The organism is Telluribacter roseus (assembly GCF_017355915.2).
Classification (GTDB): domain Bacteria; phylum Bacteroidota; class Bacteroidia; order Cytophagales; family Spirosomataceae; genus Telluribacter.
Genome location: NZ_JAFEUV020000004.1, coordinates 187,038 through 213,382, shown reverse-complemented (window position 1 = coordinate 213,382; position 26,345 = coordinate 187,038). Strand labels below are relative to the sequence as shown.

Annotated in this window: 21 protein-coding genes; 11 read left to right on the top strand and 10 right to left on the bottom strand. The window is 50.9% G+C overall.

Annotated elements, in window-relative coordinates:
• The first annotated feature begins 48 nt into the window (after positions 1 to 48).
• Entirely contained in the window at positions 49 to 3,702 is a 3,654-nt protein-coding gene (locus JTN23_RS10025; RefSeq protein WP_247234466.1) for an ABC transporter permease/M1 family aminopeptidase, read from the top strand.
• 456 nt (positions 3,703 to 4,158) lie between these two features.
• On the opposite strand, the gene JTN23_RS10020 is transcribed toward JTN23_RS10025, so the two are convergent.
• Both JTN23_RS10020 and JTN23_RS10015 read right to left on the bottom strand, forming a co-directional pair.
• The gene (locus tag JTN23_RS10020; RefSeq protein ID WP_247234464.1) at positions 4,159 to 4,323 is read right to left on the bottom strand and encodes a lmo0937 family membrane protein; all 165 of its coding nucleotides are present in this window, start codon (positions 4,321 to 4,323) and stop codon (positions 4,159 to 4,161) included.
• A 186-nt stretch (positions 4,324 to 4,509) separates the two neighbouring features.
• A complete protein-coding gene (locus JTN23_RS10015; protein WP_247234462.1) occupies positions 4,510 to 5,292 on the bottom strand; it encodes a hypothetical protein in 783 nt (260 codons plus the stop codon).
• Between the two features lie 319 nt (positions 5,293 to 5,611).
• Between JTN23_RS10015 and JTN23_RS10010 the strand changes: the two genes are divergently transcribed.
• Positions 5,612 to 7,267 (top strand): alpha-amylase family protein, encoded by a 1,656-nt coding sequence (locus JTN23_RS10010; protein ID WP_247234460.1) that lies wholly within the window; start codon positions 5,612 to 5,614, stop codon positions 7,265 to 7,267.
• Positions 7,268 to 7,438: 171 nt separating this feature from the next.
• Positions 7,439 to 8,164, top strand: coding sequence for a 3-keto-disaccharide hydrolase (locus JTN23_RS10005; RefSeq protein WP_247234458.1), 726 nt, complete (start codon positions 7,439 to 7,441; stop codon positions 8,162 to 8,164).
• A 9-nt stretch (positions 8,165 to 8,173) separates the two neighbouring features.
• Here JTN23_RS10005 and JTN23_RS10000 read toward each other — a convergent pair whose 3' ends face one another.
• Entirely contained in the window at positions 8,174 to 9,232 is a 1,059-nt protein-coding gene (locus JTN23_RS10000) for a dienelactone hydrolase family protein (RefSeq protein ID WP_247234456.1), read from the bottom strand.
• Between the two features lie 171 nt (positions 9,233 to 9,403).
• Here JTN23_RS10000 and JTN23_RS09995 point away from each other — a divergent pair, with 171 nt between their 5' ends.
• The gene (locus JTN23_RS09995; RefSeq protein WP_247234454.1) at positions 9,404 to 11,539 is read left to right on the top strand and encodes an alpha-amylase family protein; all 2,136 of its coding nucleotides are present in this window, start codon (positions 9,404 to 9,406) and stop codon (positions 11,537 to 11,539) included.
• Positions 11,540 to 11,544: 5 nt separating this feature from the next.
• On the opposite strand, the gene JTN23_RS09990 is transcribed toward JTN23_RS09995, so the two are convergent.
• Positions 11,545 to 12,660, bottom strand: a complete 1,116-nt coding sequence (locus tag JTN23_RS09990; RefSeq protein ID WP_247234452.1) for a glycoside hydrolase family 43 protein — start codon at positions 12,658 to 12,660, stop codon at positions 11,545 to 11,547.
• Positions 12,661 to 13,155: 495 nt separating this feature from the next.
• Here JTN23_RS09990 and JTN23_RS09985 point away from each other — a divergent pair, with 495 nt between their 5' ends.
• Complete coding sequence (locus JTN23_RS09985; protein ID WP_247234450.1) at positions 13,156 to 13,788, top strand: matrixin family metalloprotease; 633 nt, start codon at positions 13,156 to 13,158, stop codon at positions 13,786 to 13,788.
• Here JTN23_RS09985 and JTN23_RS09980 read toward each other — a convergent pair whose 3' ends face one another.
• From JTN23_RS09980 to JTN23_RS09955, 6 genes are all read right to left on the bottom strand, one after another.
• Complete coding sequence (locus JTN23_RS09980) at positions 13,789 to 14,244, bottom strand: hypothetical protein (RefSeq protein WP_247234448.1); 456 nt, start codon at positions 14,242 to 14,244, stop codon at positions 13,789 to 13,791.
• Between the two features lie 43 nt (positions 14,245 to 14,287).
• Positions 14,288 to 14,839, bottom strand: a complete 552-nt coding sequence (locus JTN23_RS09975; RefSeq protein WP_247234446.1) for a hypothetical protein — start codon at positions 14,837 to 14,839, stop codon at positions 14,288 to 14,290.
• Entirely contained in the window at positions 14,839 to 17,568 is a 2,730-nt protein-coding gene (locus tag JTN23_RS09970) for a hypothetical protein (protein ID WP_247234445.1), read from the bottom strand. Before JTN23_RS09970 ends, JTN23_RS09975 begins: the two co-directional genes overlap by 1 nt.
• 101 nt (positions 17,569 to 17,669) lie before the next feature.
• Positions 17,670 to 18,464, bottom strand: a complete 795-nt coding sequence (locus tag JTN23_RS09965) for a COG1470 family protein (RefSeq protein WP_247234443.1) — start codon at positions 18,462 to 18,464, stop codon at positions 17,670 to 17,672.
• Between the two features lie 149 nt (positions 18,465 to 18,613).
• Positions 18,614 to 19,189 carry a hypothetical protein gene (locus JTN23_RS09960; RefSeq protein WP_247234441.1) on the bottom strand — a complete coding sequence of 192 codons (576 nt, stop codon included), beginning with the start codon at positions 19,187 to 19,189 and terminating at the stop codon, positions 18,614 to 18,616.
• A 277-nt stretch (positions 19,190 to 19,466) separates the two neighbouring features.
• The gene (locus JTN23_RS09955) at positions 19,467 to 20,045 is read right to left on the bottom strand and encodes a hypothetical protein (protein WP_247234439.1); all 579 of its coding nucleotides are present in this window, start codon (positions 20,043 to 20,045) and stop codon (positions 19,467 to 19,469) included.
• A 461-nt stretch (positions 20,046 to 20,506) separates the two neighbouring features.
• Here JTN23_RS09955 and JTN23_RS09950 point away from each other — a divergent pair, with 461 nt between their 5' ends.
• From JTN23_RS09950 to JTN23_RS09925, 6 genes are all read left to right on the top strand, one after another.
• Positions 20,507 to 20,740: a hypothetical protein gene (locus tag JTN23_RS09950; protein ID WP_247234437.1), complete on the top strand. Its 234-nt coding sequence runs from the start codon at positions 20,507 to 20,509 to the stop codon at positions 20,738 to 20,740.
• 6 nt (positions 20,741 to 20,746) lie between these two features.
• Positions 20,747 to 21,226: an SgcJ/EcaC family oxidoreductase gene (locus tag JTN23_RS09945; RefSeq protein WP_247234435.1), complete on the top strand. Its 480-nt coding sequence runs from the start codon at positions 20,747 to 20,749 to the stop codon at positions 21,224 to 21,226.
• A gap of 183 nt (positions 21,227 to 21,409) precedes the next feature.
• Complete coding sequence (locus JTN23_RS09940) at positions 21,410 to 22,762, top strand: erythromycin esterase family protein (protein ID WP_247234433.1); 1,353 nt, start codon at positions 21,410 to 21,412, stop codon at positions 22,760 to 22,762.
• A gap of 152 nt (positions 22,763 to 22,914) precedes the next feature.
• The gene (locus JTN23_RS09935; protein WP_247234431.1) at positions 22,915 to 23,772 is read left to right on the top strand and encodes an SDR family NAD(P)-dependent oxidoreductase; all 858 of its coding nucleotides are present in this window, start codon (positions 22,915 to 22,917) and stop codon (positions 23,770 to 23,772) included.
• 160 nt (positions 23,773 to 23,932) lie between these two features.
• Positions 23,933 to 25,423 (top strand): flavin-containing monooxygenase, encoded by a 1,491-nt coding sequence (locus JTN23_RS09930; protein WP_247234429.1) that lies wholly within the window; start codon positions 23,933 to 23,935, stop codon positions 25,421 to 25,423.
• Positions 25,424 to 25,579: 156 nt separating this feature from the next.
• Positions 25,580 to 26,266: an MCP four helix bundle domain-containing protein gene (locus JTN23_RS09925; protein ID WP_247234427.1), complete on the top strand. Its 687-nt coding sequence runs from the start codon at positions 25,580 to 25,582 to the stop codon at positions 26,264 to 26,266.
• Positions 26,267 to 26,345 lie beyond the last annotated feature (79 nt).

Sequence of the window (26,345 nt, the reverse complement as noted above, 5' to 3'; positions counted from 1 at the left end):
ATCTAATCACCCTCTCACCCCAAATTCATTAAGAGAATGTTGAAAGAAATGATACGTTTCGAGCTGGACTACCGCAAGAAACGCCCCGCTACTTACCTCTACTTCGGCATCCTGTTCCTGCTGTGCTTCTTCGCCGTTACGTCCAAGTATGTCGTAATTGGTGGCGTAGCCGGAGGGCAGATCATCGAAAACTCGCCCTACAACCTGGCGTTCATGACTACCATCATGACGTTCGCCCTTACGTTCATTGTGTCCGCCATTATGGGAGTACCTGTCCTCCGCGACTTCGAGCACAAGACCGACTCCCTCATGTTTACTACGCCCGTTTCCAGGTTCGCGTACCTGTTTGGGCGCTTCTTCGGTTCATTTCTGGTCACAGTGCTGGTATTCTGTGCCGTCTGGATCGCGTTTATAGTTGGTTTTTCCATTGGTAAATACCTGCCCTGGGAGCCATCCTGGGCTTCTAAGGAGATACTACCCTTCAACTTCTGGCACTACATCCAGCCGTTCCTGACGCTGGGTATTACCAGTATCTTTATCCAATCGGCGCTATACTTTGCTGCCGGTACCCTCAGCCGCCAGACTATCGTCATCTACGTGCAGGGGATCGTACTGCTGGTGATGTACCAGGTAGCCGACACCATGCTGGAGGACCTGGATAACAAGACCCTCGCCGCCCTGCTGGACCCCTTTGGTATGCGGGCTTTTACGGTCTACACCGAGTACTGGTCACCCGCGGAGAAAAACAGCCAGCTAGTACCTCTGGAAGGACTACTACTCTGGAACCGCCTGATCTGGGTGGGATTCGCGCTGCTCGTCCTGGCGGGTACCTACTGGGGTTTCAGCTTCAACGTGGTACGCACCGGCTGGCGCAAGGCCAAAGCCGTCGTAGCCGATAAGACCAGCTTCCGCCCCGAGTCCGTTACCATACCGGTGGCCCGGCAGGTACTGAATGCGGGCAGCTACCTCAGGATGCTGTTGCAGCAGGCCCTTTTCTACGCCCGTATGATCATCCGCGATGTACCTTTTGTAGGAATAGTAGTGGTAGGGCTGATCAATCTGATTGTGGGTGCCTTCTACTTCGACAAGATGTACGGTACCAGCTCCTACCCCATCACGGCCAATGTACTGGGCCTGCTCAATGAGTTCGACCTGTTCTTCCTGATCATCGCTATTTTCTACTCCGGCGAGCTGATCTGGCGCGAGCGCTCGGTCAACTTCAACCTCATCATGGATGCCCTGCCCGTACCCGACTGGGTCAACCTAGTCGCTAAGTTTATCGGGCTGCTGCTCATCTACCTGGGGCTGTTGCTGGTGCTGATCGTGGTAGGTATGGGTGTACAGGCTGCCAACGGGTACTTTAATTTTGAGCTGCCCCTCTACTTCCAGACCCTCTACACCTCAACGCTGTTCTTCCTGATCGCCTATACCCTGCTGGCCTTCTTCGTACAGATCATGGCCAACAACAAGTTTATCGGCTATGCGCTCATGTTTGTGTTCTTCATCGTGACGTTCACCATTGGCGCCATGGGTATCCAGCACCCGCTGTTTATGTTCAACAGCGGTAGCCTGGGCGAGTACTCCGACATGAACCGCTACGGGCACTTTGTCACCCGCTTTTCGTGGATGAAGCTCTACTGGTTCAGCTTCGTGTGTATCCTGTTTTCGGTATCCGTGGTACTGGCCGTACGGGGTTCCGAAGCAGCTATGCGTACCCGCCTGCGCATTGGTAGGCTGCGCCTGTCGCGTCCCCTGGTCACCTTTACGCTGGTTACCATTATCGCCTTTACCGGCACCGGCTTCTACGTGTACTACAACACCAATCAGCTCAATACCTACCGTACGCAGGAGGAGGAAGAGCAGTGGGCGGTAGATTACGAGAAAACGCTCAAGAAGTTTGAACACCTGCCCCAGCCCAAGATCATAGAAAGCAATCTGAAAGTAGAGCTCTACCCCGGCGACCGCGACTTTACGGCCGAAGGCTTCTACTGGCTCAAGAACAAAACGGACCGCCCCATGGCAGATATTCATATTCAGGAGGATGTGGTTAATGCCGTCAAAACCGACTACCTGCACTTTGGAGGGGGTGAGGCAAAAGTCAAACAGCAGTGGAAAGACTTTGGCTATACCATCTACCAGCTGCCTCAGCCCCTGGCCGCAGGTGATTCGGTGAAGATGAACTTCAGGGTCAGCTTTACCACCAAAGGCTTTCAGGCCAAAGGTAGCAATACCAGCGTCGTCCAGAACGGTACTTTCATCAACAATACCTACTTCCCCTCTATCGGCTACGCCGAGCAAGCCGAACTGGGTGACGACGACCTGCGCCGTAAGCACAAGCTCCCCGAGAAGGAGCGTATGATGGAGCAGACCGACCCGCGCGGTCTCAGCCAGAACCTCTTTGGTAACGACGCCGACTACATCCGTTTCCAGATGGTAGTGGGTACCGAGCCCGAGCAGATCGCCATTGCGCCAGGGTACCTGCAGAAAGAGTGGACCGGTAAAGACAGTACCGGTTCCGATCGCCGCTACTTCCACTACCAGATGGATGTACCCATGGTTAATTTCTACTCCATCGTATCGGCCCGCTACGAGGTGAAGCGTGACAAGTGGGTGGGGCCGGATGGTAAGGCGGTCAATCTGGAAATCTATTACAACAAAGGCCACGAGTACAACCTGGAGACCATGCTCACCTCCATGAAGAAGTCGCTGGACTACTTCTCCAAGAGCTTCGGCCCGTACCAATACCGCCAGCTCCGGATCATGGAGTTCCCGCGGTACTCCAGCTTTGCGCAGTCATTTGCCAACACGGTACCTTTCTCAGAGGGCATCGGTTTTATCCAGAAGATCAGCGATCCGGAAAAAGACCTGGATATGCCCTACTACGTCACGGCGCACGAGATCGGTCACCAGTGGTGGGGCCATCAGGTACCCGAGGCGAGCGTGAAGGGCAACGCCATGCTGTCCGAAACGCAGTCGCAGTACTCGGCGCTGATGGTAATGAAGCACACCTTCTCGCCTGAGCTGATGCAGAAGTTCCTGAAGTACGAGATGGACAAGTACCTGCAGGGCCGCGCCATGGAGCGTAAGAAGGAACAACCGCTGGTGCTGACCGAGGGCCAGGGCTACATCCACTACAACAAAGGCTCGGTGATCATGTACGCCCTGCAGGACTACATTGGCGAAGATAAGGTCAATGCCGCCCTCCGCAACTTCCTGGCCGACTGGCAGTACCCCGGCCCGGATTCCAAGCAGAAGCGCTACCCTACCAGTCGCGACCTGCTGGGGTACTTCAAGGCCCAGACACCCGACTCGCTGCAGTACGTCATCACCGACTGGTTTGAGAATATTACGCTGTACGAAAACAAAACTACGGAAGCCAGCTATACCAGAAAGGGTGACAAGCAGTACGAAGTAACGCTCAAATTTACCTCGGAGAAGTACGTAGCCGATAGCGCCGGGAACGAGAAGCCCGTGTCGCTGGGTACGCAGTGGGTAGATGTTGGCGTATATACTAAGGGTGAAGACGGAAAAGACAAGCTGGTGTACCTACAGAAGCATAAGGTAACGGGCAAGGACAACACCGTGAAGGTTCTGGTGAACGCTCAGCCTGCCAAAGCCGGCGTAGATCCGATCAACAAGCTCATCGACCGCCACCCGGACGACAATACCAAGTCCGTCATCGAAGGTAGCCCCACTACCTAGGGAACTCTAAATGCTGAATATTGAATTAGGAGTGTACGAAGGAATTAATTCTAGCCAAAAAGCGACCTAGAAGGCAGCCTCGGAGGGGCTAGATCTCAGTAGCAGATTAGTAACCAGAGGCGAATCTAGCCCCATCGGGGCGACACCCAGTTAACTATGTGTCGCCCCGATGGGGCTTAAAACTACCTTTGTCTAACTATTTCTACTATGATATCGCCCCGCAGGGGCTGAAATAAAATTCCTTTAGACTACTGATTTTGAATTCTGATTAGTACCTATTCACCAGCCTCCCCGCCAGCCACAGTGCTTTTGGGGAGGCTTTTTTTAAGATGAAATACATAGTCGGTTTGAATATAAAAAAAACAGCCACCAGCAGCTATCAAGCTGTGGTGGCTGTTTTTTTAGGTTTGTTACTTCTCGTAAATGGTGAGAGCAACAGTTGTTAAGATCTTTGCGCTAGACGGCTCGACCGCCGCCAATAACCCGTAGAAGTACTGCGATAATAGCAATTACCAGCAGAATGTGAATAATGTTACCTAGTCCGAAACTTCCAAAGCCAAGGAAGCCGATCAGCCATAGTATAACCAATATTATGGCTATCGTATACAACAAGTTTCCCATTTTGTTGAATGATTAGAGTTGAGATTAGTTTTGTTTCCCTACTCTTACCTTATAAAATAGGATACCAGGCGCTTGTATACGTTTTTAAGCGTTGAATCACTTCTCAATTTCCCACTTCTGGACTAAAACACAGCATATATGTAGAAAAAAGAGCACAATGGGCTGTAAGTCAATAAGCCTTGATCACTACTCAGCTATACTGCGCGCCAGCCTTACCTGCAGGTTGATGTTTACATCGCGGTCGGTAGCACCCGAACGGTTGCCCGTGCCGAGGCCAACACCTACGCCACCGCCTCCCATACCGAAGCCTCCCATACCAAAGCCGCCAGTGCCCATACCCACACTAACCCGTGGTGTAAGTCCCGATTGACCAGAAGCGCCCTCCACTCGGATACCTACACCGAGGGTTGCCATCTGCTCGGGGTTTACGCCTAGCATAGCAAACGGAATGACAAGCTGCTCCGTTAGTTCACCATTCTGATTGACGGATACGTGCGAACGCAGGCCGGTATCAGTAGTGATCAGGTTAATAAATCGCTGTCCCTTGGGACCCTTCCAGAGTGCTTCCTTATTGAATACATCCAGCATACGATTAAGGCTGATACTGTTGGGCAGGTCTACATCTATTTTCTGCATGGCTTTTCGGTCCTCCCGGCTCACTACCGGAAACAGCAGAGAATAAGCCTCCTGACGAGCTCCCTGCGGACTAAACGAAATCCGGAGGCCGTTCTGTAGTATTTGCTGCACCGTACGCGGGTCCTGCGTCTTGAGTGTCAGATACAGGTACTGATCATCGTTGATGATGCCGTACCTAAGCCTGGACTTCTGGTCCTGCTGGTCGGGCTGCAGCCCTTCTGTATAGTTAAACGGAGCGTTCCATTTGGCCTGATAAGGTACTGTTTTGGAGGTAGTACAAGCTGCCGTCAGGCCTAGCAGCAGTAAGAGGAACCAACTTCTATTTCTTTTCATGCTATATATTTATACACAGATAAAACAGGTACATAAAGTACTATAGTAAGAACGAACAGGTACTCTATTCAGTACTTCCTGAGCTGACAATCTGTTGCAGTGGGCGTAAAGATAGTCTCGTTAATTACTTCCACTTACTGTACTTTCCAAGGCTGACAAAGTACTGTCGCCGGCTATTCGGACCTATCCAAAATGAGCCTTACTTCCTAAAAGTAGTAACATTCATCCGCATGTACAGTTTCTATGTATTGACAACTACTGGTACTGCCGCATTTATCCCCTGGCAGCAAAGTATCTTATTCACACTACTAAACTGATCATGATACAGGACCTTTGGTACAAAAACTCCATTATCTACAGCCTCGACCTCGAAACCTTTATGGACCTTAACGGAGATGGTGTAGGCGATTTTGAGGGATTGACCCGCCGCCTTGACTACCTGCATGCGTTGGGCGTTGACACCATCTGGCTGGCCCCTTTTCAGCCCAGCCCTAACCAGGACAATGGCTATGATATCAAAGACTACTACGGCGTAGACCAGCGGCATGGGTCCAGCGGCAACTTTGTTGAGTTTATGCACCAGGCCAACCGGCGGGGTATCAAAGTAATCATTGATCTGGTGATCAACCATACCTCCGACGAGCATCCGTGGTTTCAGGATGCGCGCAGCAGTCCGGACGCCAAGCACCGCCACTGGTACGTCTGGTCAGATAAGAAGCCCTCTGACTCGGACGAAGGTATGGTATTTCCGGGAGTTCAGGAATCCACCTGGACGTACGATAAAAAAGCCAAAGCCTACTACTTCCATCGCTTCTTTAAGTTCCAGCCCGACCTGAATATGGATAACGACGAAGTCCGGGAGGAAGCCAAGCGTATCATGGGCTACTGGCTGCAGCTGGGTGTAGCCGGCTTTAGAGTAGATGCCGTACCGTTTATTCTGGAAACACCAGCTCCCGGGGCGGCCCAGCCCCAGATGAAATTTGAATATCTGAAAGAATTCAGGAAGTTTCTGCAGTGGCGGAAGGGCGATGCCATACTACTGGGTGAAGCCAATGTACTTCCCGAAGAGACCCAGAAGTACTTTGGTGAGAACGGAGATGGGATACAAATGATGTTTAACTTCTATGTAAACCAGCACGTATTCTATACTCTGGCCACCGCCGATACCGAGTCCCTCATCAAAGCACTCGAAGCTACCCGCAACACACTACCTACTGCCCAGTGGGCCAATTTCCTCCGCAACCACGATGAGCTGGACATTGACCGGCTTCCGGAAGAACAACGCCAGAAGGTATTCGACCGCTTCGGGCCGGAAGAGCATATGCAGATTTACGAAAGGGGCATTCGCCGGCGGCTCTCTACCATGCTGGGCAACCGGGCCCAGAGCGAACTGGCCTACAGCCTCATGTTCTCCCTGCCCGGTACCCCGGTAATCCGCTACGGCGACGAGATCGGCATGGGAGATGATCTGAGTCTGAAAGAACGTGATGCGGTCCGTACGCCTATGCAATGGTCGGATGATCCGCAGGCTGGGTTTTCTGAGTCGGCCAAACTGGTACATCCAGTCGTAGATAAGGGTCCCTACGCTTACCAGCATATCAATGTAGAAAGCCAGAAACGTAACCCCGACTCACTACTCAACTGGATGACTTCCCTGATCCGACTCCGAAAGGAATGCCCTGAGATTGGCTGGGGAGAATGGAAAATACTACAGACAGGAGTACCTCAGGTACTGGGTATCATGTACACCTGGCAGGGCAGCTCCCTGGTAATTCTGCACAATTTTGACGAGAAGGCCCACGAGGTCATTCTGAAAATTGATCAAAAACACGATAATAAGCTGGTTGACCTGTTGCAGGATTATAAAAGTATGGCAGAAAATGATGGTACCCACCGTGTTACGATGGATGCCTACGGGTACCGGTGGTTCCGGGCCAGCGATCTGAGTCATATGTTGCACCGGGGACATAAATAAATAGATCCTGAACGCCCGCCGAAAGCGGGCGTTCCTTTTTTACAATGGCCTATTTCATCACGTAGTAGTTTAGAGCGCCGGCAAGTTAGAGCGCCGGCAAGTAATATTGTCCAAAATATGCTTTTGTAGTAAAGTGAATAGCAGCTTTAAGAGCGACTTTATTACAATCGGATGAAACGCAACCATACCTACTACCTACGTCTGTTTCTATCACTACTCCTGTGTCTTTCAGTTGAGGGTGTCCGGGCGCAGCAGGCCTCTGACCAACTGGCCTTCCGGCCCTTATTCAACGGAAAGAACCTCGATGGATGGGTAGATGTAAATACCTCACCCGAAACCTGGAAGGTAAAGAAGGGTACCCTGATCTGCTCCGGCAAGCCCATCGGTGTCATGCGTACCGACCGGCAATACGAAAACTTCATTCTGGAGATCGAGTGGAAGCACATGGAGGCCGGAGGCAATTCGGGGGTATTTGTATGGAGTGAAGGTACTCAGTTTGGAGATGATCCCCTGACCAAAGCCATAGAGGTACAGATGCTGGAACTGGAGTGGGCTACGCAGAACAACCAGACCGACGCCTATGTACACGGCGAACTATTCCCGACCATGGGTATGAAAGCGATCCCTGATAACCCCAGAGGTACCCGTAGCAAGTCACTCGAGAAGCGGTGTAAAGGCAAAGGCGAGTGGAACAAGTACGTGGTGGTGTGTGTGGATGGTACCGTCAAACTATCTGTCAATGGTAAGTTTGTGAACGGCCTCCGCGGCTCCGAACGCAAAAAAGGGTACATCTGTCTGGAAGCCGAAGGCGCCGAAATTCATTTCCGCAATATCCGTATCATGGAACTCCCAGCCGGCGTGACCTCCCCCGAACAGACGGCTCCTCTGGTAGATTAGCAAGGGTACTTACAGCCACTTTTTGAAAAAGGCCATGATGTCCTGACGCATCTGGGCATTTTCGAGGTGAGGCACATCGTATACTTTGAGCTGCCAGGCATCGGGAGCGCCTTCTTTCTTATATACCTCTTTTAGATTTTTATCGATGATAGCCAGCCCTTTGAGCGGGGTCAGCGGGTCCTGGCTGCCAGCTACGCCCAGGTGCGGACGTGGCGCAATGAGCGCGTTGATGCTGGACGTAGAGAAGTGATTGAGCAGGTCAGGAACGTAGTAGTAGATACCGTGCCGGTTCAGCCCCTTCTCCTCGATCAGGGTCTGGTAGTCGGTCAGACAGTTCAGGTCCACACATACCTTGATGCGCTCGTCCAGCGCCGCCAGCCACCACGCCATGGTACTTCCCATGGACATTCCCATGGTACCTACCCGTTTCATATCCACGTCGGAGCGGGTTTCGAGGTAGTCCAGCGCCCGCAGGTTATCGTACACCATCATCCCCCACATCACCTGCCCCTTCCAGAGCATCTCCTTAAATATATCCAGTTCAGTAGGTCCTTTGCGCTCGCCAAAGCCCCAGCTGTCGAGGCATAGTCCGGCGTAGCCCGCCCGGGCCAGCGCCAGCGCGTACGGCGGACTCTGCATTTCCTTTCGTCCTTTGATAAATTCATTCTTGCCTACCTCGTACTGCCCAAAGTGGGAGTGGTTGAAGAGTATCACCGGAATCTTCCCACTACTATTTTTGGGTTTGGTGAAGTAAGCCGGCACCTCCTGTAGGCCATTGATATCCATCAGCAGCTTCTCCACCACCATCTCGTCCGTCTCTTCCCTTGACACCACCTTTACCGATATAGGCCGGTTACGATCAGGCAGGCGCCCCAGTAGCTTATACAGCTCTATGCGCTGTTTTTTCTTATCAACGGGCTTATCTGGATCCGGTACGGGTACGTTCATAGTGGGTGGCAAGGAGAATATATTACTGGCATGATCGATAACAGCCTCAACGTTGGGTGCCACACCATTGGGTGCCACAACGGATACCAGTAAACTCAGACAGATTAGTGAATAGTTCATAGCCTTGTAATCTGGCCCTGCAAGTGGTTGTAAGGGCAGCTAGTGAGATAAAGATCAGGCCCCTGCCATTTATACTGATTCCTAACACCTGCCGCCCCCGATCAGTAATGTATGAGGCCCCTGTACTTTTAGTAGTATAGTCTACACTCCAACACACCTCCGTTCCAGTTTATGAATCCGAAATTTGCTTACCTGCTATACATACTTTTAGGGGCTGTTTCGTGCCTCGCTCAACCCAAAACCAAAGTAGCCTCTCCCGCCGCCTGGCCGGCCCAGCTCCCCTGGTGGAAGGCCAACAACCTCCGCCTGATCCAGACCAACCTACCCGCCTACGAGGCCGCTACTCTTAACCCCGACTCGCTGGTCAGGGATCTGCTTGACCACTCCGCCAACACCCTTATCATCAACGCGGGCGGTATCATGGCCTTCTACCCCACCCAACTGGACTTTCAGTATACTAACCCGTACATGAAGCCCAACATGCTGGGAGATGTGGTCCGGAAGTGTCACGAGCAGGGTATTCGAGTCATTGTCCGGTTTGATTTCAGCCGGGTGCATGAGAGCATTTTCAAAGCCCATCCGGACTGGTGCTACATCTCACCCAAAGGCGAGCGGATCATCAATACGGATATGTACGTAGTCTCTATCAATGCTCCCTACGTACAGGACAAGGCGTTCAGGATTATTGAGGAGGTCATAGACACCTTTCCTATCGATGGTATATTTCTGAACATGCCCGGCTACCAGGTCAATAACCCCTACGAGGGCAAGTACCATGGCATCGATCAGAATCCCAGCGACCAGAAGGCATTTGCCGCGTACAGCAACGGCCTTAAACTACCTACCGAGGAGAATAAAGCCGATCCGGTGTACCAGAAGTACCTGACCTTTAAGAAGCACACGGTAGAGGAGTGGTCCAAAAGGCTGCACGAACTGGTCAAGTCAAAGAATCCCCAGATCGCCATTTGTACCTACCTGGACCGCTACGTGGACATCATCCGCCACGAATCCCAGACCAACAGCCTCCCCTACTGGCCCTATATGTCATCTGACAACGTGAGCAATGCCGTTCAGTCTTTTCCCGACCATATCGTCAGCAACAGCAGCATTCAGCAGATCTCGTTCCAGTCGCGCTACAACGCCGTAGAGCCCGAAGAGGTGACCATCCGACTGTATGAAAATATAGCCAACGGCTCTGGCCTGGACATCAGCCTCATGGGCGATATGCGAGGCTACGAAGACGAGCGGAACTTTGAGGCGGTGAAGAAAGTATACGGCTTCCACAAGAAGTACGAGCCCTACTTCGGGCGATATACGTCCGTAGCTAAGGTAGCCGTGGTAGCACCGGGAGCCTGGCCCAGCGGAGAGCCCATGCAGGAGTACCGTGGCATTCAGCTCATGCTCAAAGAAGCGCATATTCCGTACGATATCATTGAGGATGCTCAGGTGGGGCATCTGGCGGAGAAGCTCAAAAAGTACCGGCTCATAGTCCTGCCCGATATTACGTACCTGAGTCAGGAGTCGGTACGGGTACTGAAAGAGGCCAGCCGCCAGGGTACTCACCTCATCGCTACCAACCGGGCTCTCTTTGACAATCCCCAGACTCTGATGGATCTGTTTGGGGCAAAGATCATTCAGAAAGACTACGACGGGGCCGGCAACTACCTAAAGCCTGACGACAAGGCCCTGTTCAAGCGGTTCCCCGGGCAGTCCATGCTGTTCTGGAAATTTAACCTGGGGCAATACGATTTTTCAGCGGCTGACCACCGCTTCCTCCCCATCCTGACCAAAGGCCGACCCGGACCGCCCGAGATCATTGGTGGTCACGACCCCTCCGGCTACTATGCCATGGGGGTGAAACAGCACCCCAGCAGCAAGGCGGTACTGTTACCCATCAACCTGGGTCGGCTGTACTACCTGCACGGCTACGAGCAGCACAAAAACATCCTGCTCGACGTCATCGACTACCTGGCTCCAGAGGTGACGCAGCTTGTACAAACCAATGCTCCCGAACGGATAGAGGTAATCCTGCAACGGTACGTGCGGAATACCCCCGACAACTACACCAAACAGACTGAAGATGGTATGGTACTGCACCTGGTCAATCTGACTGGATTCAGTGGCAATACCTACTTTGCGCCCCTGCCGGTGCGGGATCTTTCTTTTAGAATCAAGTCTGATTACAAACCGGCTCGTATTTTTTCCATGAAACAGCAAAAGCCGGTCAGGTTTAGCTGGAAGGATGGGTACCTCGAGCTGACACTGGACCGGCTTGATGAGTTTGACGGACTGGTGATGGAACGTTGATCCTGCTACTGCGGATTACGATAGGCTGATATCGTTTCGATGTTTCCGTTGGGCAGGTGCTTGAGTTCCGTTACCTTGATGTTACGCAGGTGGGTTTGTCCGCCCGAGAGTACGCTGTCGTGGTAAAAGAGGTACCATTTCCCCTTGAATTCTACGATGGAATGGTGGTTGGTCCAGCCGATCACCGGGTTCAGTATAACACCCTGGTACGTAAACGGACCATAGGGGCTGTCGCCTGTGGCATAGGCTATATAATGGGTATCACCCGTCGAGTACGATAGGTAGTACTTATTGTTGTACTTGTGTACCCAGGCCGCTTCAAAAAACCGACGGTCGTTTTCGCCGGCCAGTACAGGCATACCGTTGCCGTGCACGATCTGTACATCCCGGACCGGCTCCGCAAAGCCCAGCATATCCTTACGGAGTCGGGCTACTTTGGGCATCAGGGCGGGCTGATCCTTAGCTGGTGTGGTACGGGCCGTATCGTAGGAGTTGTCCACCCATCGCTCCATTTGTCCCCCCCAGATTCCCCCGAAGTACATATAGTACGAGCTGTCACTATCCTGAAACACCGCCGGATCTATACTGAAGCTACCTTCGATGGGCTTAGGCTGCGCCTTAAACGGTCCCTCTGGAGAGGTACCCGTAGCTACGCCTATCCGGAACACGCCCTTTTTATCTTTAGCCGGGAAATACAGGTAGTACTTTCCGTTGGCAGAGGCGGCATCGGGTGCCCATAGCTGCCGACTGGCCCAGGGAACATTCTTAACATCCAGTGCCACCCCGTGATCCGTCACCTTACCCCCGATTTCATCCATCGAGAATACGTGGTAGTCTTTCATGTCAAAATGATCCCCGGCATCATTCGGTTTGATATCTGATTCGACATCGTGCGAGGGATATATATAGATCTTGCCATTAAAGACATGGGCTGATGGATCGGCCGTATACAGATCCGTAACCAGGGGCTCCGAAATAGCATTCTTCCCAAGCGTATCGGCGCTTTGCTCGGTGGTAGTTTCTTCCTGATCGTCACGGGTACCGTCCTGACAGGAGACAGCCAGGGCCGACACAAATGCTAAAATGAGTAAAGAATTTTTGGGGTATTTCAGTCCGGACATTGATTAATAGATTGACGAGATGAATTGTACAATATAAAGTATTTACGGTTTTGCATCCTACTCAGATTCTCTAAATTACTATTCCAGTACCCGACAAATAGCGCTGTTGAACGCATGGCAGCCCCTCCACCCTACCCCCTATTCAGTCAGGGGAGCAATAGCCAGGGTGTTACTACCCCACCAGGCTCCTACCATTGGATAGTATAGCTATCTGCATACATTTGATCATAAAAAACCGGAAAAAGCAGTGATTTATGCTCCACCCTGTGAACTTTACAAAATATCTCATGGTTGCGCTATTGGATTTGTAACTTTGAGTACTTATTTTCGGTCGAAGAATAGACCTTACGTATTTTAACCCTCCTGCCCAACAGGACATCCCTTTACTCACTACCTATGAATCTACTACCTGGCTGGTAGTCAACCGATGAGCCCTATCGGTGCCAATGGCGAAATGAGGAGGAAGGATTGTTGAAGCAGCACTGTGAAAGAGAAATGAGAAACACCCTTTTGATTGGACTATTTGCCCTTGTAGTTTCATTTACGGGTACCCCTTACAAAAAATTAGCCCTTCAGCCTTTTGATGGCTTTGACAAAGCTCTGCTCGATACAGTCAGCCATACGATCAAAGACGTATATGGATACCAGGTGGTTGTGCTGGAAGAGATTGACTTGCCCCGGGAGTCTTTTGTAAATATAAAGTTTCCCCGCTACCGGGCCGACTCCCTCATTCGTTTTCTGAGAGAACGAGACTATGGCTCCATGGATTATGTCATGGGACTTACCCCCAACGAGCTGTCGCATACCAAAAAAGACGCCGAAGGACACGTCAAACAACCCGCCATGAAGTACATAGACTGGGGTGTACACGGTCTGGGGTACTGCCCGGGGCCTACCTCGGTCGCCTCAACGGCTAAGATTGACAGTGAAGATCCCCGCGAATTCATAAACCGGCTCAAGAAGATATGTATCCATGAATTTGGACATAATCTGGGCCTGCCCCACTGCCCCACCGAGAAGTGCGTCATGCAGGACTCAGGAGAGAAGATGAGTACCATTGACGATGCGGAACTAAGGCTGTGTCCGAGCTGCAAGGACAAGCTAAAATCATACAACCTGGGTCACTGATCAGTTTAGAAAGGTGTAGGTAATGTTGGTAGTATACGCCTTTACCGGTATCACTACTGACAAGCCGGAGACCTGATACTGTATAGGTATATTACTGTACCCCCCTCTCCCCGAAAAAAAAGCAGAAGGTGTGGCAGAAGTAGTGGTATAGGCTGTCCCCCCCGTAATGGTATTGTTATTGGCCAAAGGTGTACCGGTACCGGTTCGCCGGGCCGAGATGATCAAACGGCTGTCCCAGTCACTGTCTTCTTTGCTAATGTATACTTCCCAAATGCCGTTCCTGTTCTGTCCATTGTTCGTTCCGGGCAACAGGCTCATGAGCGTCTGATCGGTAGCACTTGTAATGCCTTGGGTATAGTTGTTACCAGCTTCGGTAATGGTGGAAGCAGGCACCGACACCACCCAGTTGCCCGTGGTTGAGAAGCTCTGGGCAGAGACCAGGTGATGGATCAACATCACCAATAATAATATACAATATCCCCTCCGGTCCATATTCCAGTTAGTTATCAGTAAGCGTATAGGTAACCATCACGGTGGACGACGTCTTAACCAGACTGCTGTAATTGGATATACCCAATGAATACGTCAGCTGATGGCCGTTATTGATGCCGTTGCCGGTAAAGGCTCCCCCAATGCCGCTCAGGATGGTCTGGGCCGCGGTAGTCAGAGCCAGGTTAGTGACGGATCCCCCTCTGGCCCCTCCTCCGGCTCCCATGGGGCTACTTACAGTTAGCAGTAAGCGCACCCCTGCGGGTACCGATCCGGATGATATCTGAGCTGTAATACGGCGGGTACTACCTCCAGCCAGTATAGCTGAGGTGTAGTTAAGCCACTTCGTGTTATTGGAGGTTGCTGACATAGTTAATGACTGTCCGGCTTCGGTTGTGGCAGGTATCGCCAGTACTACTGCGTCGTTGGAAGGCTCAATATCAAGCAGCGCAACGACCGGCAATGAAATCGAAGCCGGTACATGCGTAGTGGCCACTACGGTAGTCTGACAGTACACCCGCAGTGGCAACAACAACCCTATCAGCCCAATCACTACTCTCATTACTTATCCTGTATTTTAATGGTTTTCCCCCCATTCATGTGCAACTTTCTTTCTTTGGGCGTAAGCCTGAACTTCACCTGCGTATCCTTCCCGGCCACCACCGAGATCTGCCGGGAGTCTGCATCAATGGTATAGTCGTTGGTCCAGGCGCCTGTTTTTACTACCGATATTGTCCATTCCCCCGATCGTACCTCCCCGAATGAGAAGGCCCCGCTGGCGTCCGTTTCGGTATAGAAAGTACTCTCGTTGTTGGTGAGCTTCACTACCAGCGACTCCTTCTTCCGTTCGGAGGCCTGCGAGCCTACCTGCACCGGCACCCCCACTTCTATAATACCCTTCACCGATGCCGATCTGGTAATGGGTATCTGTATGTCCGTAATCTCATTCGCCTTGACGTTGACCTCCAGAGGCAGGGGAATATCAGCAATCTCATCAACCTTCAGCGAAGACCGCCGGAGGGTCACGTAGTACTCTCCGGGTACCAGGTCATTGAACTTAAAGCTGCCGCTCTCGTCCGTGATGGTGGTTTCTTTCCCCATCTGTACTATCACCCCGCTTATCTTCTCATCAGATACCTTGCTGAGCTTGCCGTAGATTCCCCCCAGGCTTTTGTCTTTCTTAATGGGCGCGTTGATCAGCAACGTATACCTGGCCGTAGCCAGCCAGTTCTTCTCGAGTCTGTTCTCGCCCGGAAAGGCCGCGTAGCTACCCCGCAGGCTTAGCCTGTGCCGATCATTCAGTTTCAGGATCAGCTCCGAGTTGAGGAAGTTGCGGCTCTCGGTAAGTTCGTCCAGCGCGTAGTTGTTACGGTAGTACAGATTGAAGCTCAGGTAATCTTTGAGCCGTATGAGCGCATTGGCACCGTAAAACAGAAACTCCTCCGTGCGGTTCAGGGCGGAGTACCGGTTGGTCTGCAGGTACTCGACATTAGCCCCCAGGGTAAGATCCCTGAAAAAGGTGTAGTTGAGCATGAAGCGGTTCTGTAGGGTAGTACGTACCATAGAGTCACCTACGGCGAGCAGGTTGCGGGTCCTTCCTACTTCGCCATCCAGCCACACGTACAAGCGCTTGCCGGTATGAAAGTAGGAATAACGGGCTACACTCTCCTCGTAGTTGAATTGCTTCTGGGCCGCCCGGTCTTCCTTCTCCCGGTAGGTATAGTTGAGCCGGAGCTGGTCACGCGTACTGAACTGGTACGAAAACTCTCCGAAGTAGTTGCTGTAGTAGGGCAGTGTGCTGTAGATAGTCAGGTCCAGGCTCTGGTTGACCTTGGTAATGTTCTGTCCGGCCCCGAGCATTAGTTTCCTGGTGATCTTACTATACAGCGTGTTGCTGATGAGGGTACTGTTGGTGTAGTAGCCATAGAAGTCCTTGCCGGCATACACCAGGTTACTGCTGAAGCGGAACCACTTAGGCGAATAGTAAAGCCTCAGGAACCCGCCGACATCCGTCTTGCCGAGGGCGGTATTGGCCGCGGCTTCCGTTTCAACCCACAGCGAATTCTTCTGGTAGTTAGTACTTATACTGGCTATATCCGTCGTAACCAGCTGATCCCCTACCAGCATATTCTTGGAGATGATATTCAGGTTGAAATCAAAATGCTCAGTGGGCCGGTACGTGAGTTTGCCACCGTAGGTACTTTTGATTCCGGCAAAAAAACGGGGCTGACTGTAGAAGCCGGTAAGCTCGGTATCCCCTGCCTTGTAGCTCATCTGCAGGCCCCGGCCAAAGCGGCTGAACTCGGTCAGGTTCGACACCTGCAGGGTATAATCGAGTGCAGAAACCGCAAACTGTGGATTACTATACGTAATAGAGTACTGGTCAAAACTACCAAACTGGGGCAGGTTGATCTGATTGGGACCGTGCAGTACAAAGTCCAGGTAGTGCTGCTTCGAGAAGTCGAGGTAGCCCTGCCCCCGGATATCAAACTGGCTACCCGTAGACTGCTGACCTCCGTTAGAAACGGCATTATAAATACCACTTACCTCAATGGGGAAGCGCAGGTACGGGTCACTTTTCCTGGTACTATTGGGATAAGCCTCTACCAGCTGACTTTTCTGTACCCGCTCCTCAGTACCCATCAGGAGGGCGATCAGGTCCACCACGAGGTAGGTCTTTTGGGACAGATTGGGCGGGATAGCATACTGTACCTTTACGGAGTAGGACGTATAGGGCTCGAGAGTAATCTTCTGGTTCCCGCTGATCAGGCCCTGGGTGGACGAGAGCTGGATCTCCTCTATACTATTACCCAGGTTCTGGACCAGATAGACGCAGGTAAAACTGGTACCCTCCCGCAGGAAGTCCGGTACCACTACGGGCATGATGTCTACCTTATGTACCTGGTCTATTTCCAGCCACACTTTTTCTTCCATCACGACCCGCTGATCCACCATGATCTGCAGGGTAATATTACCGGTACCTACCCGGGCGTTCCGGGAGGGCCTCAGCGTAAAAAATATCTTCTTGGTTTCGCCCGGCTTTACCTCCGACAACTCCTTACGGGTTACGATGGTCCACCCTTCCGGCAGTACCAGATTAGCCCGGGGGTTAATACTGAAAGCATCGTTGTTGGTAACGTCAAAGAAAAGGGTGAAGTACTCGTCGGGTGCCACCTTGCGGGGAGCGTTGACCAGTTTTACTTCGGGAAGTACTGCCGCTACGGCCCTAAAACAGAGCAGCAACAACAGTACTACCAGGAGAACTGCATTACAGAGCCGAAACTGTTTCATCTATTTGGAACCCGTAGAGTTCTGTCAGGCACAATTAGGTTGAGGAAGTGTTAACATTGGATTAGCTGCACACTGTGCAGCTATAAAGGTTCTGGACAGCCCTAGTCTATATCCAGGCTGGCATTCATACCGAATAGGTCCTGCCCGTAGTCAGCCACCAGTACGCAGTCGTATGACCCCTTAGGTATGCCGGTCAGATCCACCTCAAACAGCTTACAACTACCCGGGTAGATCTTCCGGAAGGGTACCTCGATCTTCTTGATCTTGTCGCCGTTCTTATTGAAGAGCTCAAATACCAGAGCCGGATTGACGGCAAAGATTCCGTTATTTTTGAGTAGCACCTGTACCGTTTTGCCTCTGCCCCCCTCCTGTTTTTCCAGCTTTACCTCCTCGTAGCTGAGGGGAGATACCTTGTAAGGACCAACATCCGTGATGACCTGGATGGCGTAGCGGATCTTGGAGCCGATGGTGACCCCCGAGCTTGTTTTTTCTTCTTTAATAGGATCTACCACCTCTACCATGATCAATGACCAGTAGGATCCGTTGAAGGAGGTATCTTTGGGAATGGAGATACTGTATACTACTTCGTAGCTTTCGCCGGCCGCTATGGTTCTCTCGTTCAGGTTCAGCTTAATCCACCTGGCCGAAGAGTTGGGCTGGCTATTAGCTTCCGCAAACATATTGGCATTGGCACAGCCCTGCACCAGGTCATTTTTAAATATCAGTACACGCTCTGCTTTTTTACCGGAATTGGTAAGTTTGATAGTACCGGTTAATTCATCGCCCCAGTTACCTCTGAAAACATGAGTCAGACCGTTCTCAACAGTTACACTTGCAAATGATTCTAAACCAGTAATAAGCAGACAAAAGAGGACAAAAAAAATAGAGGGTTTCATACGCTTACACCTGTTAAAAGGTAATAAAGAAATGCAGAAAAAATAGCTCGTTCCGATTTACTTTTTACTGACTTTCCAAAAAGAAAAGGCCTACAACAATTAGGCCTTTTTTTACTTTTTCGGAAAATATCTTTTTCTAACAGAAGCTATTACTGATTGATAATAGTGTAAGTAACTTCTACCTGATTAGACTGATCAAAGCGCAGGTCACCGTAGCTTGAAGCATCAACCAGTGACAGCGAGTAGGTTAGCTGATGGCCTTTTTCGGGACCGTTATCTGTGTACGAGCTACCAATACCGGTAACCAGATCCTGCGGGGTCGATGTCAGAGTAACGCCGTTCGCTACGGATGTACCACGGGTGCCTCCACCGCTTACAGAGTTTCCGGCCACTACTTTAAGCTGAACACCTGCGGGTACTGAACCGGTGAGTTGAGCGGTAATTTTACGGGAAACATTAGCTGTACTTACAATAGATGAATAGTTCAGCCAGAGATCAGAGTTGGTTACACCTTCGAAGCTGATAGGATCCCCCGCTTCGGTTGAGTGTTTGGCCTGTAAGGTAATATTTCTGGAAGCGCTGGTTTCGATGTCAAGAAGTGCCACTTCCGGAATGGTGATCGCTACGTTGTGATTAGCGGTGTTGTTATCGTTTTGAGCGATAGCATTATGAGCAAAAAAAGAAACTGAAAGAACAGAAAATAGTGTGTAGCAAAACTTTTTCATGATTGGTCGTGAGTTTAATTATTTGGTATAGATGTTTCGTTTGTTAAATCTTGAAACAAATCTATATCAAGGACACACGCACCCTTCTGTTATTTCGATGTACTGAATCTTTAGGGAGATTTTTGGTAAAAATCAGCCGATAAATAATTTATTAATAATATTTAGTTAATATATCCAATTGGTCTTCTATATCCTGATTAGACATATATGTATAATACTGAGTACATAACACTGCTAAATGCCCCTTGCCTTAAGCAACTCCTGTACACATATACTATCAGTAGTCCGTAATCGTATACAGTACCCCCACGGTAGTACTTTGATCAAATCTGAGCCTTTGATAAGCATCCGGACTACTAGACTGGAAGGTATAGATGAGCTGGTGTCCATTACCCGGACCGTTGCCTGTATACGAACTGCCTATACCTACGATCAGGTCCTGAGCTGTCGTATTCAGGAGTATTCCTCCGCTAACCGGCACCCCCAGCTTTCCTCCTCCCGCACCCGTGGAGGTAGTCGCTACCAGATTGATTGAAACGCCATCCGGCATCGTACCGGAAGCGATCTGTGCCGTTACTTTTCTGGACGTACGGGTAGCCGCGCCTACTATAGAGGAGTAGTTGATCCAAAGGTCGCGGTTGCTTTGGCCGAAGGTCAGGGCATCTCCGGCCTGGGTAGGGGCTTTTGCCTGCAGACTTATAGAAGGCGAACTGGACGATTCGATGTCCAGTATGGCTACTTCGGGAATCACAATAGAAAATGAGTGCGAACTCGTATTATGATCCTGGGCCATCGCCTGGGCTCCCACTAGTTGCACTACTATCAATAACGTTATATAGAGGGGTAGTCTTTTCATACCATTCACACAGTATGGTGTTTTTGCTTTTCCCAAATATGCTTTTTTTCTAATACAAGTCATATAGGTAAAATCACGTATTTTCCTGAAAAAAATCAGTCTTTTGCTCTAATTATCACATTCCAAAATGATTATGCCAGGCGAGATAAATTAAATTAGCAAAAAAATATTTTGTGCGAAAGAATACAGGCAAAAAGGATGATCCTGTATATACTTGGTACTCAAACAACTAATAGAGTCACGCCACAGTAGTACCCTACTCCGCCCGATCAGAGACTTATTCTAAAGTACTCTATTTTTCATGCTCAGCCACTGACTATCGGCTATCCACCAGGCTCCTGGCTGCGGCTGCCCCATTCGGTTAGTAAATGCAGCTGAATCGGCAACCATCCACATGAATAAAGGCATGGTCTTTTTAGCGGGTACCTCTAAATAAGCATTCAACTAAAATCTGAAAGACTATGAGCAAGCCAGCTTATAATGATATAAAAGCCCAGACTCCAGCCAAACCTGAAGAAACTCCGGTTCGTCCGACCGATCCGGGCGGGCCGATACCGGCTACGCCCGAGATGGAGCCCCAAAAAGAGGAGCCGGAAACAGGCCCTTCGAGTCCAGACCCTGAAATACCCGAGCTGAATCCTGATCCTATACCAGAACAGGATCCCGTACGTCCACTCATGCAGAACCTGTGCTAGGGATCTATGGAATATAGCCTGCTTGACCGCCCGGAGCAGATTCCGAAGGTATTCACGGAGGCCTGGAATAACCGTGATGCTACTAAGCTGGCCTCTTTGTTTGATCCGGATGCTGAGTTCGTCAATGTAACGGGGCTTTGGTGGCACAATCGGGAGGCTATTCAGAAAGCCCACACCTACGGGCTGAGTACGATATTCAGTACCTCCACCCTGTCGCTGGTACAGACCCGGGTGAAGTACCTGGCGGATCACATTGCGATAGTACAGGCCAATATGGTGCAGACCGGCCAGACTCCCATCGGCGGAGTAGCTCAGCCGGGCACCCGCAGGACTATATTCACCTTTGTGGTACATAAGGTATCCGATGCGTGGAGCTGTGCCTCCGCACAGAATACCGACATCGTCCCCAATATGGAAACCCACGTTCGGGATGAAGAGGGAAATTTAAGGCCGGTCGACTATCGTCAATCTGATGGTACTTCGTAGCCATAGCTACTGTATCAGCTGATATAAAAGCAGATACAACTACATAGTGTTTTCAATAAATAGGCTTCGGTGACAAACAAAGCAAAACGTATAGTGTTAAGGGTAGACAAATTTTATTAACAGTTGACGAACGAGGAGGTGAATATGAGCAGAATGATAAAGAGGAATTGGAAGAGTATCAGATTGTTAGCTATAATCGGTATATTTTCGTTGGGTTGTAAAAACAACCTGTCCCCCCAGAACAATAATAATGGTACCGTCACCCTGACCATTCCGAACCATCCCCTGCGCTCTGAGCAGGATCTGGATGTACTGATGAATGAAATCGGAGATGCCCGGGTCGTACTACTTGGCGAAGCGTCACACGGCACTTCGGAATACTATACATGGCGCACCGCCATTTCGCGCAGATTGATTCAGGAAAAAGGGTTTGACTTTATAGCCGTAGAGGGCGAGTGGGCCGACTCTTACCGGATTAATAACTTCATCAAGGGCCCCAGGAGAGACAGTACTGCCGCGGTTGAGGCGTTGCGTACGTACAACCGCTGGCCTACCTGGATGTGGGGCAACTACGAAGTAGCTTCATTGGTAACCTGGCTCAATGGCTACAATCAAAACCAGGCGGCCAACAATAAAATTGGCTTCTTTGGGCTGGATGTGTACTGCCTGTGGGAGTCCATGACGGAGCTGATGCCTTACATTCAGAACGCCGACCCCAAGCTGGTGCAGGCCGCCCAGAAGGTACATCAGTGCTTTCAGCCTTTTTCGGCCGATGCGCAGCAGTACGCCATGGCCGTAGCGAATGCCTCGGCCGACTGCCGCGACGAGACCAGCCGACTCTGGAGTACCATCAGCAAGCAAGGCGAGGGTAAAGCCAAAACAGAAGCCCAATTTGTAGCTGAGCAGAACGCCCTGGTGGCTTTGAACGGCGAGCGCTACTACCGCTCCATGGTCAGCAGCAATACCGAGTCGTGGAATATCCGGGACCGGCACATGATGCAGACTCTCCGTCGCCTGCTCGAGTTTCACGGTCCTAATTCCAAGGGGATTGTGTGGGAGCATAATACCCACGTAGGCGATGCCCGCTATACCGATATGGCCAGCAGTGGAGAGGTCAATGTTGGCCAGCTGGCTCGGGAAGAGATCGGACAGGACAAGGTATATATTGTAGGATTTGGTTCGTACAGCGGTACGGTCATAGCGGGTAGTAGCTGGGGAGCTCCCTTACAAACTATGAATGTACCCCAGGCTGTACCCGGTAGCTGGGAGCAGATCCTCCACGAACTGAGCCCTACCAATAAGATTATCCTCTCCAAGGATATCCGGGACAACAAGCAGCTCAATCAGCGCATTGGTCATAGGGCCATTGGGGTAGTCTACAATCCGGCCATCGAACACCGGGGCAACTATGTCCCTTCGGTACTACCTAAGCGGTACGATGCCTTTATCTTCATTGATCAGACGCGTGCCCTACGGCCTATACTACCGCCAAGTACTGCCAACCAGCCACCTGACACCTATCCTTCGGGACTGTAAGTACCGGTACGTATTCCATCCATACAGTCAACCCGGGTTCCGGCCTGCTTAGTCAGGCCGGAACCCGGGTTTTTGTTGTTAGATAGTTATAGTACATATTGATACCGCAGTGTAGATCTTTGTATCTTCCCTACCTACGCATTATCATAGCTATGTCGTCCAGCTTCTTCCAAAACTCCGTACTACTTATTACAGGCGCCGCCTCAGGTATAGGCCAACAACTGGCCATGCAGGGGGCAGCCAGGGGCGCAGCTATCCTGGCAACCGATATTGATAGTAAAGGCTTATCAGAGACCAAAAATACAGCCCCCCATCTCATAGATACCCATGTACTGAATGTCGCTGATCCCGTAGCCATTCAATCCTTTGCCGCGCAGATAATACCGGAGCTGAGTGACCGTACGCTAATCCTGATCAATAATGCCGGGGTAGGTTTGTTTACCGGTAGCTTTGAGCACACCAGCCTTGATGACTTCGAGTGGCTCCTGTCTGTCAACCTTTGGGGGCCTATCCGGATGACGAAGGCATTCTACCCCTACCTGCTGCAGCAAAACCGGGGGCACATTGTCAATATCTCCAGTGTATTCGGACTGGCCGGAGTAGCCAACCAGAGTGCCTACTGTACTTCCAAATTTGGCGTAAGGGGATTTACCGAATCCCTCCGGATGGAGCTGCTCGGTACCGGCATCCATACCACCTCGGTACATCCGGGTGGCATCAGTACCAACATCGTCCGTAATGCCACACCCCGCGGTCCGGTAGCCACGGCGGCCATGCATCAGCAGTCCATAAGTACCTTTGAGCAGGCGGCCCGCACCACTCCCGAAAAAGCAGCCCGGCTGATCCTGGAGGCCATTGAGACTAAAAAGGAGCGTCTGGTAATAGGTCCGGATGGCCGGGCTCTGGATTGGGTTACCCGCCTCCTTCCTGTCAGGTACACCCGGATCATTATGAAGCAGATAGAAAAAACATTTACTAATCCGTACAATGAAAAAAGCGTACAGGAGTAGTGCCCATTTATAACTGCTTTTGCCAAATAATTCGTTATTAGATAAACACAAACTTATTTATATAAATTGATAGAAGAAGGTAACGACCCCAGCGGCCAGTAAGAGGTTCGGTACCACAGTAAACACTCATTCTCCAATCGCTCATTCACTCAATATACGCATGGATCAAGAGTATCAGGTAGGAATAGTTGGAGCAGGATTTGCCGGATTGGTAGCAGCCCTACGGCTCCGGAAGGCAGGTAGAGATTCATTTGTCATTTTTGAACGGGCCTCCGAGGTGGGAGGTACCTGGCGTGACAATAGGTATCCCGGCTGCGCCTGCGACATCCCCTCCCCTCTTTATTCGTTTTCTACTGAGCCCAATCCGGAGTGGAGCCAGCTGTACTCGGGCCAGCCTGAGATATTTGAGTACCTGAAGGGTGTAGTGAGCAAAAATAGTCTGAAAGGCCATATACGATACAATACCGAAATAGTAGATGCCCGCTTTGCTAAGGAGGAGGGCTATTGGGTGGTTAAAGATCAAAAAGGACTGGCTACTAACGTACGGGTACTGCTACTGGCCGTGGGGCCACTCAACCGCCCCCACATTCCCAGATTTGCCGGCCTTGACGATTACAAAGGTACTTGGTTTCACTCTTCGGAATGGAAAACCCACTATGACCTCACCGGTAAGCGCGTGGCTGTGATCGGTACCGGAGCCAGTGCCATTCAGATCGTACCTGCCATTGCGCCAAGTGTTGGTCAGCTTACTGTATTTCAGCGTACGCCGGCCTGGATCACCTCCCGGTTCGACAGGCCCATGGGGCCTAAAAGTAAAGCCCTATTCCGTAGGTTTCCCCTCATGCAGCGGATGCAGCGCGAGTTTTTCTACTGGCTCAATGAATTGTTCGGATTGGGATTCGTAGGCAACAAGAGCATCAACCGGCTCATGACTTGGGCGGCCCTACGCAAGCTCAGCAAAGAAGTGAAAGATCCTGATACCCGCCGGAGGCTTACGCCCAGCTATACCATTGGCTGTAAGCGTATTCTCAAATCCGACGACTACTACCAGACGTTCAACCTGCCTCACGTGAGCCTGGTAACGGAGGAGATTACCTGCTTTACCGACGGAGGTATTTTGACCCGGGATGGTCAGGAGCACGTACTGGATGCGGTCATCTTCGGAACCGGATTTGTAGCGGCTGATATAGAGATGGAAACCCGAATAACCGGCCTCACCGACCAGAACCTCATAGACCTCTGGCGGCGTACCGGGGCTGAGGCCTACCTGGGTACTACCGTAGCGGGCTATCCCAACCTGGCTTTTGTACTGGGCCCTAATACCGGTCTTGGTCACAACTCGGTGGTACACATGATGGAGTCACAGATGAACTACATCATGCAGTACATCGAGTACCTGGAAGCCAGCGGGCCGGGCAGCTACCTCGACATCAGGCCTCAGGCGCAGCAGGCGTATAACCAGGAAATTCAGGAACGGCTCAAAGGTACCGTATGGTCATCGGGTTGTAAAAGCTGGTACCTCAATACCAAGGGCAAAAACACGACACTGTATCCCGGTCTGACGGTCAGGTTCAGAAAAGAAACCCGGAGGTTCAACCCCGAAGTATATGAACTGGTAAAACAGGAAGAACCGGCCGTAAGCGACAGATAATGAGCCACATACCGGCTTGTAGGCAATACGTATAGCTTTTACTGTTTCTGATCAATTTTACTTCGTATATTAGATTAACTTTCAACCATTACAGGAAAAAGGCAGGCCGCCTTTTTCCCCAATCTACTGATTTTATAAACGAGCATAGGGGTATATATGAAATGGACATTTGTAATTCAGCAAAAGCTCAAGGCAGCTCTGCTATTGGGGGGTATTATGCTCGTGGTAGTGGTAAGTACTATACTTACCCGTAACGATATAGAAGGGATTGATAAGTCATTCTCTTCGATCTATCAGGACCGGCTCATGCCTACTATTGATATCGTATACCTGTCAGAGAACCTGTACAGCAAACGTCTCCTGGTGGAGAAGCACCTGCTATCGGACGAGGGGCTGAGTCCGGCACAACTGGAAAAACAGCTCCTGAAACATGATCAGAAGATAGACTCCCTTATTCATGTATTCAGCCAGACCCACATGGTAGACGAGGAGACAAAGAGCCTGACCGCTTTTCAGCAACGGGTAAACGAATACGCGGGTATTGAACAGAAAGTACTCCGTATGAGCGAGGCTGGCGATAAAAAATCCGGACAGGAGCTATTTGAAGGCCAAGGTACTGCTACCTTCCAGCGCACCATTGGCCGCCTTAATGAGCTCACCCAGATACAGTCGGCCATTGGGAAGGAACTCGTCAAGGAGTCGCATACCTGCGTAGCCCGATCCCAAAACCTGTCTATACTGCAGATATCGCTGGCGGTGGTGATAGGGCTCATGGTACTGGGACTGATCCAGAGCGCCAAAATCATAAAGACCGACCGGCAGCCGTTCCATAATATGAACTGATCAGCGCGGTAGCTCTTCATACAAACAAGGCCCCGATCCAGCTGGATCGGGGCCTTGTTTGTGTATCTGATATAATGGG

Bases quoted from the DNA above. Each gene is read 5' to 3' on its own strand.
- JTN23_RS09970 (WP_247234445.1), bottom strand. From the start codon at position 17,568: ATGAAACAGTTTCGGCTCTGTAATGCAGTTCTCCTGGTAGTACTGTTG.
- JTN23_RS10015 (WP_247234462.1), bottom strand. From the start codon at position 5,292: ATGAAAAGAAATAGAAGTTGGTTCCTCTTACTGCTGCTAGGCCTGACG.
- JTN23_RS09960 (WP_247234441.1), bottom strand. From the start codon at position 19,189: ATGAAAAAGTTTTGCTACACACTATTTTCTGTTCTTTCAGTTTCTTTT.
- JTN23_RS10000 (WP_247234456.1), bottom strand. From the start codon at position 9,232: ATGAACTATTCACTAATCTGTCTGAGTTTACTGGTATCCGTTGTGGCA.
- JTN23_RS10010 (WP_247234460.1), top strand. From the start codon at position 5,612: ATGATACAGGACCTTTGGTACAAAAACTCCATTATCTACAGCCTCGAC.
- JTN23_RS09935 (WP_247234431.1), top strand. From the start codon at position 22,915: ATGTCGTCCAGCTTCTTCCAAAACTCCGTACTACTTATTACAGGCGCC.
- JTN23_RS09990 (WP_247234452.1), bottom strand. From the start codon at position 12,660: ATGTCCGGACTGAAATACCCCAAAAATTCTTTACTCATTTTAGCATTT.
- JTN23_RS09925 (WP_247234427.1), top strand. From the start codon at position 25,580: ATGAAATGGACATTTGTAATTCAGCAAAAGCTCAAGGCAGCTCTGCTA.
- JTN23_RS09965 (WP_247234443.1), bottom strand. From the start codon at position 18,464: ATGAAACCCTCTATTTTTTTTGTCCTCTTTTGTCTGCTTATTACTGGT.
- JTN23_RS09980 (WP_247234448.1), bottom strand. From the start codon at position 14,244: ATGTTGATCCATCACCTGGTCTCTGCCCAGAGCTTCTCAACCACGGGC.
- JTN23_RS09975 (WP_247234446.1), bottom strand. From the start codon at position 14,839: ATGAGAGTAGTGATTGGGCTGATAGGGTTGTTGTTGCCACTGCGGGTG.
- JTN23_RS09945 (WP_247234435.1), top strand. From the start codon at position 20,747: ATGGAATATAGCCTGCTTGACCGCCCGGAGCAGATTCCGAAGGTATTC.
- JTN23_RS09955 (WP_247234439.1), bottom strand. From the start codon at position 20,045: ATGAAAAGACTACCCCTCTATATAACGTTATTGATAGTAGTGCAACTA.
- JTN23_RS09950 (WP_247234437.1), top strand. From the start codon at position 20,507: ATGAGCAAGCCAGCTTATAATGATATAAAAGCCCAGACTCCAGCCAAA.
- JTN23_RS10020 (WP_247234464.1), bottom strand. From the start codon at position 4,323: ATGGGAAACTTGTTGTATACGATAGCCATAATATTGGTTATACTATGG.
- JTN23_RS09995 (WP_247234454.1), top strand. From the start codon at position 9,404: ATGAATCCGAAATTTGCTTACCTGCTATACATACTTTTAGGGGCTGTT.
- JTN23_RS10005 (WP_247234458.1), top strand. From the start codon at position 7,439: ATGAAACGCAACCATACCTACTACCTACGTCTGTTTCTATCACTACTC.
- JTN23_RS09930 (WP_247234429.1), top strand. From the start codon at position 23,933: ATGGATCAAGAGTATCAGGTAGGAATAGTTGGAGCAGGATTTGCCGGA.
- JTN23_RS10025 (WP_247234466.1), top strand. From the start codon at position 49: ATGATACGTTTCGAGCTGGACTACCGCAAGAAACGCCCCGCTACTTAC.
- JTN23_RS09985 (WP_247234450.1), top strand. From the start codon at position 13,156: ATGAGAAACACCCTTTTGATTGGACTATTTGCCCTTGTAGTTTCATTT.